The organism is Wolbachia endosymbiont (group B) of Lycaena phlaeas, assembly GCF_947251875.1.
GTDB lineage: Bacteria > Pseudomonadota > Alphaproteobacteria > Rickettsiales > Anaplasmataceae > Wolbachia.
This window is the reverse complement of record NZ_OX366392.1, coordinates 1,050,050-1,065,458: the sequence shown is the minus strand read 5'-3', so window position 1 is coordinate 1,065,458 and position 15,409 is coordinate 1,050,050. Positions and strand designations below refer to the sequence as shown.

The window sequence follows — 15,409 nt, the reverse complement described above, 5'->3', positions numbered from 1 at the left end:
ATTAACCTTTATTTCTTCTTAATAAGACATAAAAAGCTCCTTTGCCACCATGTTTTTTTATGGCTTGCTGATAGTATAAGATCATATTTCGAACTTTTGTGTCATTCAACCACTTATTTAAGCTATTCTTTATAGTGTCTATTTTATCTGTACTATTACCATGCCCCGTAATTACCAATAAGCACCTATTCCTTGCTTGATAATTTTTGATAATAAAATCTATCAATTTACAATAAGCATTATCTATACTATAGCCATGCAAATCGAGTTTATCGCTTATAAAATATTTGCCCCTATCGATCTTTAATTTTGTATTGTAGTCAAGACAAAATGATGAATCACCATTATCAGTATTAAGAAAATTTTCTTGTAAACTAGAGGCACCTTTATCAATCATAGATTTTATATTTACTTTGTGATCAACTTTTAAAGTAACTTTTCCACATTCTATTGGCTTAACATTTTTTTGCCAATCTAACTCATCATCTGACATAAATTCATTAATTGAACTGCATAATTTTACAACAATATATAAACACAGTAAAATATTGCTTATTCTATAAAAAACTGATTTTCAATAATGAGATGAAATCATCAAAAGCTAATGAAAACTGTTGGATATATGGAAAGCACACTTGTATTTCAGCATTAAGAAACAAAAATAGGCGGTGTATAGAACTGTTAGTAACAGAAAATTTCTACAGAGAATTTGAGAAAGAAATTAAACAATGTGCAGATAGTAAGGGCATTAAACCTCGACTGGTAGAGAACAAAATGTTCAATGATGTTTTACCCAAAGGTGTCAATCATCAAGGAATTGCTTTAAAAGTTGCTCCTATTTTTCACAGCTTAAATATCGAAGAAATAGCTGAAGGTTCAGGTGACAGCTCTACTATAGTCATTTTAGATCAAATTACTGATACACACAATATAGGTTCGATTTTAAGAACCTCAGCTTGTTTCAACATTGATGCACTGGTTTTACCACATCACCATTCACCGAGCGAAAATGCATCTATCGCAAAAGCAGCAAGTGGAGCACTGGATATTGTTCCTCTAATATACGTTACAAACATAGTAAAAACGATGGAGTCTTTAAAAAAGATAGGCTACTGGTGTTATGGGTTTGATTGCAATGCAAAGGAAAATATAGATGAAATAAAGAATTTTGGGCAAAAAAGAGTAATTATTTTTGGTTCTGAAGAGAAAGGAATGCGGAGATTAGTGAAAGAAAGTTGTGATTATCTTTTAAAAATTCCAATGTCAAACGTAATTGATAGTCTAAATGTTTCAAACGCAGCAGCAATAGGACTATATTCCATTTACATTGAAACAAAAATCACTGCAAATTAGTTGCAATAAAACAAGGATGTCATTCCAGCATGTGATACTGGAATGACAACAGTGAATGACATCTTGCGATGTCATTCACTAGCACTTACATTACCAATCCCAAGAAAGAGGTGAACTTGAATCTGTTGGAATCTCGAAGGATGGCTGTGACACTATCTCTTTTATCTCATTTTTAAGCCATTCGCTACCATCTTCTCCAGCTTCTTTAATAGCTTTCTTGAAACTGCTCTCTAGTACAGCTTTAGCAGCTTCAGTGACGTTACCATTACCATTTATAGCATTTCCTATTGTAGTTAACTTAATTAACTCAGCGTTTAAGTCAGCAGGCATCTTATCAGTCTTAGCCTTTATAGCAGTGACATCAGCTCCTAAGGTATCTGTAATCTTATCAGTCTTAGTTTGTATTGCAGTAACCTTATCTCCTAAATTAGCAGAATTTGTAGCAGTTTCTATAGCAGTTACTTTAGCTGTTAAGTCAGCTGGAATAGTATCAGTTTTAGCCTTTATAGCAGTGACATCAGCTCCTAAGGTATCTGTAATCTTATCAGTTTTAGTTTGTATTGCAGTAACCTTGTCTCCTAAATTAGCAGCATTTGTAGCAGTTTCTATAGCAGTTACTTTAGCTGTTAAGTCAGCTGGAATAGTATCAGTTTTAGCCTTTATAGCAGTGACATCAGCTCCTAAGGTATCTGTAATCTTATCAGTTTTAGTTTGTATTGCAGTAACCTTATCTCCTAAATTAGCAGAATTTGTAGCAGTTTCTATAGCAGTTACTTTAGCTGTTAAGTCAGCTGGAATAGTATCAGTTTTAGCCTTTATAGCAGTAACATCAGCAGATTTAGCTAAAGGAGCTAGTTCAGCAGATTTAGCTAAATTACCTAACTCAGTTCCTAAATCAGCAGGCATCTTATCAGTCTTAGCCTTTATAGCAGTGACATCAGCTCCTAAGGTATCTGTAATCTTATCAGTCTTAGTTTGTATTGCAGTAACTTTATCTCCTAAATTAGCAGAATTTGTAGCAGTTTCTATAGCAGTTACTTTAGCTGTTAAGTCAGCTGGAATAGTATCAGTTTTAGCCTTTATAGCAGTAACATCAGCAGATTTAGCTAAAGGAGCTAGTTCAGCAGATTTAGCTAAATTACCTAACTCAGTTCCTAAATCAGCAGGCATCTTATCAGTCTTAGCCTTTATAGCAGTGACATCAGCTCCTAAGGTATCTGTAATCTTATCAGTCTTAGTTTGTATTGCAGTAACCTTATCTCCTAAATTAGCAGAATTTGTAGCAGTTTCTATAGCAGTTACTTTAGCTGTTAAGTCAGCTGGAATAGTATCAGTTTTAGCCTTTATAGCAGTAACATCAGCAGATTTAGCTAAATTACCTAACTCAGTTCCTAAATCAGCAGGCATCTTATCAGTCTTAGCCTTTATAGCAGTGACATCAGCTCCTAAGGTATCTGTAATCTTATCAGTCTTAGTTTGTATTGCAGTAACTTTATCTCCTAAATTAGCAGAATTTGTAGCAGTTTCTATAGCAGTTACTTTAGCTGTTAAGTCAGCTGGAATAGTATCAGTTTTAGCCTTTATAGCAGTGACATCAGCTCCTAAGGTATCTGTAATCTTATCAGTCTTAGCCTTTATTCCTGATATCAGATCTGTTCCGACTTGAGTTTTTATGGTAACTAAGTCAGCGCTTAAGTCAGCTGGAATAGAATCAGTCTTAGTTTTTATTGCATCTACATTAGTTCCAATACCTAATAATGTAGCAATTGCACCTCCAGTCATGAACTTTGTTGCTGTAGCACTGTAATCTATTTCAGCAGCACCATTAGGTTCATACTTAAAAGTGTTGAAAACATTAGTAGCATTGTCTACACCAAAGGTATACTTATTCTGTGCAGCATCTTCATAAATTATGCTTTTAATGTTAGGGGATGGTACATTTCCTCCAGAGTTGTCTTTAAAAGTTAAACTAGCCATATCACTTTCCGTTAATTATAAAAACCATAATGTGCATGAAAATAATATAAATTCCGTAAATACTAGATTTTGCATAAGATTTCCTTGAAGCTTTTCGCTTCAGAATTCTTCTCTTGTGATCTAAGTATGTAGCAGACGATGTCATCCTAGTAGCCCCTTTGGTGTTATTCCAGTGCTTGACACTGGAATCCATTTTTCCATCATAAGAAACGTTGATTACTTTTATACTAGCAAATTTACTGGATGCCAGTGTCTGGGCATTGGAATAACAAAAAGAGGGCAGGGCCCTCCTTATATATTAGATATAGGCTGAGTTATGATCGTGATAAACGTGATCGCTTGCGCAGTCGAACATTTTCACAAAACCATTCTCTAGATAGAGATTATATTCATGATGTTGATCTAATAACTCAAAGTTATCTTGTGTTTCTAAGCTGAAGTGACTTGAATCTGATAGCAATTCGTAATTTGGATTATCTATTTTACTAATGCTGCTTATTACTTTGCCATTACCATTTGATATAGCCAAACTATAACTATCACCATCCTTCATTATTTTGATGGATACCTTATCTTCAGGTAACACTATAAGCTTTTTCGTGTCACTATCGTGAATTAGAAATTTGCCATCTTTAAAGTAATACTTGTCTTCCGGCAAAGCACCAATCTTATAATCCGATGTATGCAGTTTGTTCCAAAAATCTAACACAGATTGCTTATCTGCTCCTTCTGCTCTATTATACAAGGCTTTCACATCATTATAATCTATGATTACATTTGCCTTATGCTTTCCTTCTACATCTCTATCATAGCTCTTTTCTATTTTCAAGATTGTGTCTTTCAACACTACCTGCTCTTTCTCCTCCACTGAAGCTGACCTTTTTGCCCTTGTTGGAATTTGTGGTTGATCAGACTGTATTTCACTGTTGTCGTTTCTCTCTTCAGCAACAACATTAGTAGTACTATGAACTTCTGTCTTAGTTTCACTTACTTGCCCTTTTGGACTTTCGGTTTGTTTCTCTTTTGTGAATATTCTCTGATAGTCCGTGTAGCCTCTGTTAGTATCACCGATATCGCCACTGCCTTGATCGAAAGTTATTTTTTTGCTTCCATTTCCCATATTCTCAATTTCAACTTGAGGAGAAACAGATGCGAGGAAATCATTATAGCTGTAGTTATAATCAGCAGAAAAGAATATTTTTCCTTTGAAGTTATGGAAATTATTAGATAACATTCCTATTTCTTCATCAGTATCACCATCAAATAGTTTTACTTTAGTGAAATATCTTTGATTGTTGATTCTCACTATTTCACCACTCGAGTTTCTTTGTATCTGATAATCATTTGGATCATGTTTAATGGTAAAAAGTTTACCAGGGGCATATTTTTCTAAGTTTATAAGGCCCACATTTATATGTTTATGAGAATAATCTCTCTTTTCATATTCATGTGCAAATACTGGGTTGATATATTTGTATTCTTCTGGTATAGTATTACCTTGAGCATCATACCTATATTCATTACCACGTTCATCAGCTGGCACTAATTTGTATCCTTCATCCTTTTGCACTAACTTTAGATGAGTAACTTCTTCAGGTAACTGATAGCGTACATTTTTTCCGTGATCATGAATGAATAAGTTACTCCCATTTACAACTTCACCTCTTTCATTTTTCATCTCTTCAGTGATATAGAAGCCCATATTTTTGAATGCATGTAGATTTTCGCCTCCTTGCTTTACAACCGCTTCGTATACATCGTCGTCTGTTCTATCAGTCCCTTTATCATCCAATAATGTTCCTTTTTCTACGATTACACCGCTTTCTCTTTGCTCATCAGAATATTGAGCATGCTTTGAATCCTGATGATTTAGAATTTTGGTCCCTCTAAGAAGCAGAGAATCTAAATCTTTTTGAATGTGTCCAGTGCTAGGATGCAACAATTCATTTTCATGTAAATGTGCTTCATCAAAGTATTCATCACGTTCAACTGTTCTGCCATCTATCAGAGAAGCTTTATAATGACCATTTTCTTTTGTAATAGCCATATAAGCACCACCGTCATATTGAGTATTCAAGTTGTGCAATATGTCCTCAAAAACAAAAGTTTCTTTAGTTTGACCTTCAACTTGCTTAAAAAAGCCCGATTCGCTCGACAACTCTCCAAGCTTTGTATTCCCATCATATATAGATAGTGCACCCATATCTCCGTGACCAAGAGCTTTGATAGAGAAAACTTTACCTTCTTGTAGATTAATATGAGCACCTCTGATTAGGTTTGGATCGATATTAACCATCTCTTCTAACATCTTTTCTACGTCAATGTTCTGAGTTTCTTTTACTTGTTTCAAGCCAGCGTTTATGGTTTTATCAAGCAAATCATCTTTCAGTTGTGTATATTTGTCCTGTGTAGCATTATATAATCTCTTACCTTCATTATGATAATTAGTGCTGGCTGAATTGCATTTTTCTACAAATTTCTCATAAGAGATCTCTCCTCTTTTGTATTGCTCGTATGCATCATGACGCTGTGTTTCTTCCTGTTCACGAAGGCTTTTCAACACATCATTATATTTTATATCCTTCTGCTTATCTAAGTCTTCTTTCCCATCATAGTAAGATTTTCTAAGATCTTCACCATATTTTGATAATATCCTCAAAGCTTGCATTTTATACTCTTGACTGTTTTGATATTCATTACCTTGTTGATCAGAGTAAGTTAGTTTATCCTGTCCATCAGGAGTTTTTACTACCTTTAAAAAATGATATTCCTTTGATATATCGAGGTTATCATTTGTTGCCCTATTAATAGCACGAGCAACATCATAAAATGCAACATGTTCTACAGGAGAAAAACTTCCAACGTTTTCTCCATCTATCTTTTCTATATTTGCTTTATAGTAGGATATGTTTTTAATTTCTCCACCCACTATTTCTTGACCAGTTGCTATAAAATCTCCTTTTGTAACTTGCAAAGCGTTGAGATGTTCCATTGCAGTTTCTGTATCATTCTCAGCAAGCCAACTTTTGAAGTCAGCATCATGTCCTTTTATGTCTTTCAAGAAACTTTTTGATTCATCTGAGTTACCTTGACGTAAAGCATCTAGGTAGTCTCTTAATAAACTAGGATCTTTTTCCTGTAAGTACATTATCAACGCATGACCAGTTTTATACACTAAACTGTTTTCTTCACCATTGGCTGAGTATTGTAAATTTAAAATTCCACCTAGATCCAAATTTGTGGCTTCAGTTTTATCAATGCTTGACCCTTGAGCATTGAACTTGTGATCTGAATGATGTTCAAAGTAATCTGCAATTCCCTCCATTAATACTGTAGGTAGAGATTTTCCTCCTGTAGCCAAGTAAGTTAAACCATGTGCAAATTCATGCTGAAGGTTATGAACGCCACCTTGCTGATAGACATACATCTCAGCAAAAATATCAGCTTCTCCTTTGTAGTAACATTTACCACCTTCATCTCCAAGGTAAGAACCAAAACGTTCGCTTCCACCAAGGTGAGTGTAATCAGCCTTATCATCAAACACATAAATTTTGAATGTTTGTTCTGAGCTACCAGGCTCCAGCTTAAATGCATCTTTAAAATTAGTAGCTGTTTCTCTTATCTCACTTTCAATGTGAGCAACTTTACTTGTTCTTAAATCATGAGAATGAACCTCTACTTTGATATTTAAATCTTTAACTTCTATGATATGCTTGTTGTTAAAATATTCATCTTTAGATATATTTTTATTTACTTGTCGATTGATTGTCATTACTTTAACCCCTAATTTATTAGTCTTTACAATATCAAGCATAAAGCTACTTCCGCTAAGAAAGTGTAAATTCTCATATTGATATAATTTATATCTTAATAAAAAAGTATAGATAGTTAACTCAATATGAAAAATCGAGAATATAGCTAAAATTCCATGGCTGTTAATAAGTAGCGGAATTATAATTAAGAAATTTACTGAGTAGAAAAAAAGGTAAAAAAATCCTTTAGTAGCGAGTTTTATAATGTAAATTGGCGTTGTAATAATGTCCTAACAAGCGCGATTTGGCTGAATGTAGAAAAAATAAAAAAGACATGCAGCCGCTATAATTTTTATGTAATTTGCCAATAAATATCTGAGTTTTTTACTGAATTTTTGTTGTTGAACCCGCGAGGATCAAAAACAAGGATAAGTACTCTTATTGGTATGATAAGGAAAGTGGGAAGGTTTGTCAAGGAGTTTCATTCAGCAAGAAGTCTAAAAGCAAATTGACTTTCATTTCACTGAAGCACTATACTAAAGCTACGATGGGTAATTAGCTCAGTTGGTAGAGCACTTGCTTGACGTGCAAGGGGTCGCTGGTTCGAGCCCAGTGTTACCCACGATTTTTGCTCATAAAAAGATTTTATATGACAGCAGTGCACAATGGCAAACACTCAATAGCAGAGTCCAAGCGCTTAATTTATTCCATAATAATAGTCGCAATAACAATGCTTATGGAGATAGCAGGTGGAGTAATTTCACATTCGCTTGCTCTACTATCAGATGCAGTACATATGCTCACTGATCTTTTTGCCTTGGTTTTAAGCTGGATAGCACACAAATTTTCAGCTAAGAAATCTGATTTACAGAGGTCATATGGGTATCACAGATTGCAGATAATTGCAGCATTTGTTAATGGTTTAACTCTATTTTTCATTGCAGCGGTCATTATAATTGAATCAATAAAGAGATTCATTTGTCCGGTCAATGTTGAATGGAAAGTAATGCTAATAATTGCCACACTTGGCCTGATCTCTAACATTATAGTCTTTTTTATATTACATAGTAAATGCGAAAGTAATATAAACATAAAAAGTGCTGTATTGCATGTTATCGGAGATATTTTAGGTTCTGTAGCTGCTATACTTGCATCCATAATTATCATGTTTACCGGATGGCAAATAGTGGACCCTATTTTGTCAGTATTTGTCAGTGTAATAATCTTAAACAGTGGATATAAAATTCTCAAGAATTCTTGCCATATACTCCTTGAAGGTACACCTGAGAGTGTATCTGCTGAGGAGATAAAAAGTGAGATTGTATCTAAGTTACCTGAAGTGATAGATGTGCATCATATACATGCATGGTCACTATCTGATAATTATTTTATACTTACTATGCATGCCAAGATAAAGCAAAATGGACAACACACTAATATTTTGTATGAGATAAAAAAAATACTATTAAATAGGTTCGAAATTGCGCACTCTACAGTTGAAATTGAATACGATGAGTGCGTAGACAGTAAAATACTTAAGCATTGACATCTATAGGCTATTTGTTATTACTACAATATCATAATATTATAGAGAGTAGGCTATGATAGGTGTTTCCCAAATACAATTTCCTGGAAAGGATTCTTACAGATTAAAGACAGCAAGTTACTTCGCAGCTTTTGTTTCTTTAAGCATTTTAGTTAATCCTGCCAATGTCTTTTTATCTTTTGCCACATTGTTTTTTAGATCTGAAATAAAAACTTTTTACGTTTATAAAGACATAAAAGCTGCAAAGCAGGAAAAAATAAGTAAAAAGGAATATTGGGAAATATTTTTTGAGAAAAATAAAATTAAGATAGCATCTTTCCTTTTATTTTTTGCCTCTATAACATATATAACTTTTACAACTACTTTCCTGCTTGTTTCGTTACTTGCAACAATACCACTTGCAATGATTTTAATTCTATTACAAAGTGAATTAAGGCCAAAGGATTTTAATCCATTTACGTTACTCAAAGCTGCTATTAGTTTCTTTTTAGAAGGCATAAAAGAAAACTCACGTGGGCTAGTCAATAGCTTTGATATTAAGCTTGAACATTTACTACCCCATCAATTAAATAATGATATCATTAAAAATATTGACAAATTAAAAGATAAATATACTGAACAAGTATCTGAAGACACTATTAATAATGAGGGATTTAAAGAATTTATTGAATATATAAATCACTTACATATGCTTGATGGCCAACCATTTAGTAATGAGAATAAGGGAAAATTAGTAATGTTTTTGCAAGATTTTTGCAAAGGTAATGAGAAACATAGCTCTGGCTTCACTGGTGGACAAATTCTTCTGTTAGTTCTTAGAGCCTGCAATGATGGAGATAGAGAAGCTGTAAAAAATAAAAAAGACGCGTTGATTGCAAATTTACTAGATAGCCAAACTTTCTCTAGAAAAGAACGAATTCCTAACACATGTTTTACTGGTGTTATCTACAGAATGTTAAGTACATTAGAGGGTATTCATTCCGATCCAGAGATTAAATTTACACCACCTAGACAAATGCTCCTTACAGAAGCAGAAAATGAAGCACGTAAGTTTATGTTAGACAGGCTAAAAAATAAGAAGAACAGTAAAGAAATTCTTAGGGCTTGGCATAACGCCCAAAATAATTATGAAGATGATAAAAGTCAAAAAATAGTTGATGATTTTATTGCAGAAGTAAGCGTTCCTTTAATGAGAAGGTTGCTAAGTTTTACTTCTCAGTATAGTGAACAAATTGTGCTGACATTAATGAAAAATATCAGCTCTGTAAAGTTAAATAAATTAGAGCACTTTGTGTTGGGTCAGCACATGAGAGATAGACTGCAGGAGCATGCTTTAGATGACCAACTCGAAAATATCAAAGAAAAAGTCTTTTTGAAGCTTTTAAACCAAAATTTACTTAGGATAGATTTTTCTCTTAAGGATTCATTTTTGAATGAAGCTAAGGGAATAGCTGACGAAATAATAAAAGAAGAAGTAGAGAAATTTAGGTCAGAAACTGCTGAAAAGGCTAGGAAAGTTAACCCTATAGAAGCTCAAATAGATGCTACATTGCAAAATCTGTCAGCCTTGCCACGAGAAAGGAAGTGTTGCATTGCATATAACAGACTAAATGGACAATATAAAGGTGATAAAAGAGAAATAATGGAGAACATCTTACTAAAAAAATTAGAGATAACGAAAGAAGAAATGAATAAGATGCTAGAAGAGTATGATATACGTAAGCTAAAATTAGCACTTGATGATGCATGTAAAAAAAGTGGAAAAAACATGGAAGAAATAATAAAAGAAGTAGAAGAAGTAGTCTCAAGTCGTCTCTCACATGGAGTATCCGCTAGTAATGTAGTAGAAGGAATGAGACATAGCTCATAAAAACTTACGTTCTCTGCCTTGCAGAAGATTTGCAATATTTTTGTAATGCTTCAAGAAAATTAATATCGCTACAGTGAGTAGTATAAGGAATAACTCCTTTTGAAAAAAGAAAGATGCTATAACAGCTGCTGCAGTAGCAGCCAAGGAAGCAAGAGAGGAGTACCGAAAGATAAAAAATACTATTAGCCAGACAAATACAAATGCTAATGCTATAGAAATGTTAAGTGCTATCAAAACTCCCAAAGTTGTTGCAACCCCCTTTCCTCCATTGAACCTTAGCCAAATAGGAAACATATGACCTAGAACTGCTAAAATTGCAGATACATATATATATAAATCGTTATTATCACAAAATTGTTGTGCTGTATAAACCGCGACAAATCCTTTCAAAGAGTCTAAAAATAATGCGAGGACAGCAAGTCTCTTATTTCCTGTTCTTGCAACATTTGTAGCACCAATGTTTCCTGAACCTACTTCTCTTAAATTTATACCATTTATTTTTGCAATAATTAAGCTAAACGGTATTGAACCGATTACGTAAGATAATATAAGAATTATATATTTCTCCATTATACTAAAAATCTAGTTGATCTTGTTATTCCTCAGTCTTTTTAGATAGCATTGAACTTCATCATTAATCTGATTGCTAAACAGTATAAGTGCTGTCATATTGATGAGTGCTAAACAAGAGAATAAAGCCCCACCAATATTAGCAATAGCCATTATATCTTTAGACAAACCTGACAAAAATGCAACTACCACCACCGCTATACGATATATTACTACACTTTTTACACCAAACAAATACAGCCATCCCATTTCACAACAATATACAAATGAAATTACTGAGGAAAACGCAAACAAAGGCGCAGCGATGGTTAAAAGTATAGGAAACCAAGAAGAAACTGTTTCAAATGCTTTTTGGGTGATCAATATTCCCTCGCCAATGCCAGTCTGGTATGCGCCTGTTATTACTATTGTTATTCCTGTCAAACAACAAATTAACATTGTATCGAAGCATGGTTCTATCATAGCAACTAGACCAGTCCTAACCGGCTCCTCATCTTTAGCTACAGCGTGAGTAATTGCAGCAGAACCAACACCTGCTTCACTGGCAAAAATTGCCCTTTGAATCCCAGCGACAAATGCTCCTACTACTCCACCACCAACAGCATTGAAGTCTATCATACTGGAAAACAATATTTTTAATGTATTGCTAAAATTGTGAATATTGAATGCAATAATCGTGAAACAACTCAAAATATATATGAGTGACATAATAGGCACCAGCGCAGAAGAGACTTTAGCTATTCTCCTGATTCCACCGATAATCACCAGAGCAAGTAACGTAGAAATTATGGAAGAGAGAAACCAAGGATGACCATCTATCCAATTTGAATAACCAGATAATATTGAAACCATTTGGTTAGTTTGAAACGCTACACTTCCACCAAGACCTGATAATACAAAAACCGCTGCATATATTGCAGCCAGTACGATACCAAGTTTTTTAAATCCAAATTCCTCTAGCCCATTTCTTATATATTGAAAAGGACCACTAAATAACTGCTCTTGACCTTCTGTTCTGTGTCTGAATGCTAAAGTTACTTCAGCAAACTTTGCAGACATACCAAAAAAGCCTGTGATCATCATCCAAGGTACCGCTCCTGGCCCTCCCATTGAAATTGCAATTGCAACACCAGCAACAGTTCCAAGACCTACTGTGCTTGATAGCGCGGTTACAAATGCCTGAAAATGCGTAATGTGACCATCATGATGATCTGTGTCATATTTTCCACATAAAATAGCGAACGCATGCTTAAACATCCTTATGTTGAGAAATCTAAAACGTAGTGTTAGAAATATATAACCAAAGGCCAATAAAAGAATTATAAATGGTACGTGAAAGATCTTGAAAAACAACACTTCATTCATGAAGTTGCTTACTCCATTTAATGCAGTGTCATAACTTTTATGAAAAACTGAAGCAGCGTATACATCGTTAAACGATAGGCAAAATAACATCATGCAAAGCAATCTATAAATCATGTTTAATACCTTTTGTAATAAGAATCTATTGTATTTAAGACTTCCCTTCTCAGTAGATATATTGCAACAGCATTTGGAATCATAAGGCACATAAACAGGCTATCGCCTAAATAAGATATAAATTCTATATTTTTTGACATACAACTGATATACACTGAACCCACTATAAGAATTTGGAACAATATCAGTACTTTTTTGTTACCAAATAAGTACAACAGGGCAACTTCACAGTAGTAATAGTAAGCTATTATTGTGGAAAATGCAAAGGAAAACATTATCAGCGGAAGAGCTAGCTTGCTCAATAAAGGCAAGGCTGTTGAAAATGCTGAGCTAACTAACGTAATATCACCTACGGTATTAGTGCTATGCATATCGGTGATAATTATCACAATACCAGTCAAAAATGAGACTAATATTGTGTCTACAAATGGTGCAATCATTGCAACACTTCCAACTTTAACTGGGTCTTTCTCTTTTACAATCGAATGTGCTATAGCTGCTGTTCCAGTACCTGCTTCATTAGCAAACACTGACCTTCTTACCCCTGCTATTAATCCACTCAATACTCCACCTCCTATAGCTGATTTGTTAAAGATATCTTGAAATATTATAGATAGAGCATTCAGTAGATTATTTCCGTTTACACAGATTAAATATATACACATGCCTATATATAACATTATCATGATCGGCCCTAAACCTGTTGCAAATAAAGCAATTCGCTTTATTCCTCCCAGTATTACAATTAATACAAATAGCGAGATAATAACAGATGTGTTGTATTCAAATAAGTTACTTGACAACGCTGCAATTTGATTTGCCTGAAATGGTATGCCGCCTAGAATCATTGCAACAAGCAGCATAACTGCGTAGATAAATGCAAGGAATTTGCCAGTCTTCATAAATCCAATCTTTGCAAGTCCATGTTCCATATAATAAAAAGCCCCACCAGTTGTGTTTTCAGAGCGATGAGTAAATGCAAGCACTACTTCAGCAAATTTTATTGACATGCCAAGTACTCCGGTAATTATCATCCAAAAAACTGCACTTGGCCCCCCTATTGTAATAGCTATTGCAACTCCTGATATTGTTCCAAGACCAACTGTTCCTGAAATTACCGTTGCAAATGCCTGAATGTGGGTGATTATGCCGTTATTATTATGGCTCTCTAGGTTGAATAGTGTTTGTATTCCATATTTGAACAACCTAAAGTTAATGAATTTGAATCGAATCGTACAAAAAACCCCAGTTGCAATTACCCAAATAATTATAAATGGTATGTTGAATATCTTTATATATAAAAAAGAGTTTAATAGATCAGTTACTTTTATAATCATGCTGCTCACTATTTTTTATGTAGCTGACTAGTTTTATATGCGTAATGTATATAAAGTCCGATACTTATTGGAATAGTCAAGATATAAACTACACCTAAAATTGGTAGTGTTATCCAGGGCTTGCTTATAAACAGTATGATCAATATTCCAAAAAATGACACAAATATATAGGATAAACTTTTAGGGACATAAATGTATTTTGCAGAGAAAGTTGGAATATGACTTATCGAAAAAAATGAGATGGTCAAAAAGTAACAAGCTGTATTCTTTACGTTAAAAAATTGCTCTATAAGAAGTAGATATTCACTTTCATGAGATTGAAAGGTAATAATTATTGGAAACAGAACAAGTAAAGCGCATACAGGGGCTGGAACACCAGAAAAGAAAAATTTTTTCCAGTATAATTGCTCTAAATGTAGCGAAACATTGAATCTTGCAAGTCTTATTGATATGCAGATTACATATATCATTACTAAAATCCATCCTACAACTTTAATTTCATTTAACTTCCAAAAATATAAAAGAAAAGCAGGTGCTGAACCAAAATTTAGAAAATCTGCAAAAGAATCGAGTTGTGCTCCAAAATCGCTGGTTGATTTTAAAATTCTGGCTATTCTGCCATCCATTCCATCTATTATTGCTGCAATGATAATAAAAATTGCTGAAAATTCCCATTGTTCATTAAATGTGAATTTAAGTGAAGTAAGGCCAGCACATAAACCTAATAAAGTTATAAAGTTTGGGAATAACTTGGTAATAGGTAAAAATTTACTGTTACTTTCATCGTTATTCATATAACATCAAAAGTAAGCTTTTCTTGTTTATTAAAATCTGCTATAATTGTTTCACCGCCAATAACAGTTTGCCCTTCTGAGACTCTTACCTCTATTCCAGCAGGGATATAAATATTTACTCTGCTACCAAATCTTATAATTCCAAATCTTTCACCTGCTTTTACGCTCTGAGATGTCCTCAAATTACAAACAATGCGGCGTGCAATAAATCCAGCTATTTGTTCCACAATGATTTCTTTTTCCTTTTCATACTCAATCACAATAATCTGCTTTTCATTTTCATTACTGGATCTATTACTCATTGCAGAAACAAACTTGCCTTTTTTATAGTTCATTTCCTTTATCGTACCAGATATTGGTATACGATTCACATGGACATTCAAAACGCTTAGAAATATGCTGACAAGTGTAAATTTCTTTTCTTCTTCATTCTCTTCTGATAAAGAGTAACTAACTTCTTCTATCTTTGAAATTACACCATCAGCAGGACTTAATATAAAGTCCTTATTGTTTGGTACAGCTCTTGCTGGATCACGAAAAAAATAGGTACATAATAACGTTGGAAATAAGCAAGTAATTCCAGCTCCCCAAGATATAGAGAATGCTATACATGTTACGATAAAGGAAACAACTATAAATAAATAACCTTCTCTGTTTATGTTAGGTAAACCAAAGCACATAATTTATTCTCGATAATTCATTATTAACAATTTATCATTTATAATTTCTCA

11 protein-coding genes and 1 tRNA gene are annotated in these 15,409 nt (G+C 33.7%); 4 read left to right on the top strand and 8 right to left on the bottom strand.

The features are described 5' to 3' along the window. Position 1: 1 nt before the first annotated feature. Entirely contained in the window at positions 2-493 is a 492-nt protein-coding gene (locus OPR37_RS04895; protein WP_007302491.1) for a Smr/MutS family protein, read from the bottom strand. A 92-nt stretch (positions 494-585) separates the two neighbouring features. Here OPR37_RS04895 and rlmB point away from each other — a divergent pair, with 92 nt between their 5' ends. Further along, positions 586-1,353 (top strand): 23S rRNA (guanosine(2251)-2'-O)-methyltransferase RlmB, encoded by a 768-nt coding sequence (rlmB, locus tag OPR37_RS04890; RefSeq protein ID WP_265016842.1) that lies wholly within the window; start codon positions 586-588, stop codon positions 1,351-1,353. Between the two features lie 90 nt (positions 1,354-1,443). Here rlmB and OPR37_RS04885 read toward each other — a convergent pair whose 3' ends face one another. Both OPR37_RS04885 and OPR37_RS04880 read right to left on the bottom strand, forming a co-directional pair. Then, positions 1,444-3,330, bottom strand: a complete 1,887-nt coding sequence (locus OPR37_RS04885; RefSeq protein WP_265016841.1) for a hypothetical protein — start codon at positions 3,328-3,330, stop codon at positions 1,444-1,446. Between the two features lie 298 nt (positions 3,331-3,628). Then, a complete protein-coding gene (locus tag OPR37_RS04880; protein WP_264711270.1) occupies positions 3,629-7,144 on the bottom strand; it encodes a peptidase M2 in 3,516 nt (1,171 codons plus the stop codon). 487 nt (positions 7,145-7,631) lie between these two features. Here OPR37_RS04880 and OPR37_RS04875 point away from each other — a divergent pair. The 3 genes from OPR37_RS04875 (at position 7,632) to OPR37_RS04865 (ending at position 10,498) form a co-directional block, all read left to right on the top strand. Next, positions 7,632-7,704 (top strand) — tRNA-Val (locus tag OPR37_RS04875). 27 nt (positions 7,705-7,731) lie between these two features. Beyond that, the gene (locus OPR37_RS04870) at positions 7,732-8,628 is read left to right on the top strand and encodes a cation diffusion facilitator family transporter (RefSeq protein WP_264684846.1); all 897 of its coding nucleotides are present in this window, start codon (positions 7,732-7,734) and stop codon (positions 8,626-8,628) included. A gap of 55 nt (positions 8,629-8,683) precedes the next feature. Further along, the gene (locus OPR37_RS04865) at positions 8,684-10,498 is read left to right on the top strand and encodes a hypothetical protein (protein WP_213863909.1); all 1,815 of its coding nucleotides are present in this window, start codon (positions 8,684-8,686) and stop codon (positions 10,496-10,498) included. On the opposite strand, the gene plsY is transcribed toward OPR37_RS04865, so the two are convergent. Genes plsY through OPR37_RS04840 form a run of 5 tightly spaced genes read right to left on the bottom strand, consistent with a single transcriptional unit; the run spans position 10,493 to position 15,358 of the window. After that, on the bottom strand, positions 10,493-11,068 hold the full coding sequence (plsY, locus tag OPR37_RS04860; protein ID WP_007302484.1) for a glycerol-3-phosphate 1-O-acyltransferase PlsY: 576 nt from the start codon (positions 11,066-11,068) through the stop codon (positions 10,493-10,495). The genes OPR37_RS04865 and plsY overlap by 6 nt on opposite strands. Positions 11,069-11,080: 12 nt before the next feature. Beyond that, positions 11,081-12,547, bottom strand: a complete 1,467-nt coding sequence (locus tag OPR37_RS04855) for an alanine/glycine:cation symporter family protein (RefSeq protein ID WP_007302483.1) — start codon at positions 12,545-12,547, stop codon at positions 11,081-11,083. Between the two features lie 2 nt (positions 12,548-12,549). Continuing rightward, positions 12,550-13,884 carry an alanine/glycine:cation symporter family protein gene (locus tag OPR37_RS04850; RefSeq protein WP_265016840.1) on the bottom strand — a complete coding sequence of 445 codons (1,335 nt, stop codon included), beginning with the start codon at positions 13,882-13,884 and terminating at the stop codon, positions 12,550-12,552. A gap of 8 nt (positions 13,885-13,892) precedes the next feature. Next, positions 13,893-14,678, bottom strand: coding sequence for a CDP-alcohol phosphatidyltransferase family protein (locus OPR37_RS04845; RefSeq protein WP_254229922.1), 786 nt, complete (start codon positions 14,676-14,678; stop codon positions 13,893-13,895). After that, complete coding sequence (locus tag OPR37_RS04840) at positions 14,675-15,358, bottom strand: phosphatidylserine decarboxylase (RefSeq protein ID WP_264684844.1); 684 nt, start codon at positions 15,356-15,358, stop codon at positions 14,675-14,677. Before OPR37_RS04840 ends, OPR37_RS04845 begins: the two co-directional genes overlap by 4 nt. Between the last annotated feature and the right edge of the window lie 51 nt (positions 15,359-15,409).

What these genes read in the sequence shown, in the direction of transcription:
- OPR37_RS04895 (WP_007302491.1), bottom strand. Translation starts at nt 493, where the DNA reads ATGTCAGATGATGAGTTAGATTGGCAAAAAAATGTTAAGCCAATAGAA.
- rlmB (WP_265016842.1), top strand. Translation starts at nt 586, where the DNA reads ATGAAATCATCAAAAGCTAATGAAAACTGTTGGATATATGGAAAGCAC.
- OPR37_RS04885 (WP_265016841.1), bottom strand. Translation starts at nt 3,330, where the DNA reads ATGGCTAGTTTAACTTTTAAAGACAACTCTGGAGGAAATGTACCATCC.
- OPR37_RS04880 (WP_264711270.1), bottom strand. Translation starts at nt 7,144, where the DNA reads ATGCTTGATATTGTAAAGACTAATAAATTAGGGGTTAAAGTAATGACA.
- OPR37_RS04870 (WP_264684846.1), top strand. Translation starts at nt 7,732, where the DNA reads ATGACAGCAGTGCACAATGGCAAACACTCAATAGCAGAGTCCAAGCGC.
- OPR37_RS04865 (WP_213863909.1), top strand. Translation starts at nt 8,684, where the DNA reads ATGATAGGTGTTTCCCAAATACAATTTCCTGGAAAGGATTCTTACAGA.
- plsY (WP_007302484.1), bottom strand. Translation starts at nt 11,068, where the DNA reads ATGGAGAAATATATAATTCTTATATTATCTTACGTAATCGGTTCAATA.
- OPR37_RS04855 (WP_007302483.1), bottom strand. Translation starts at nt 12,547, where the DNA reads ATGATTTATAGATTGCTTTGCATGATGTTATTTTGCCTATCGTTTAAC.
- OPR37_RS04850 (WP_265016840.1), bottom strand. Translation starts at nt 13,884, where the DNA reads ATGATTATAAAAGTAACTGATCTATTAAACTCTTTTTTATATATAAAG.
- OPR37_RS04845 (WP_254229922.1), bottom strand. Translation starts at nt 14,678, where the DNA reads ATGAATAACGATGAAAGTAACAGTAAATTTTTACCTATTACCAAGTTA.
- OPR37_RS04840 (WP_264684844.1), bottom strand. Translation starts at nt 15,358, where the DNA reads ATGTGCTTTGGTTTACCTAACATAAACAGAGAAGGTTATTTATTTATA.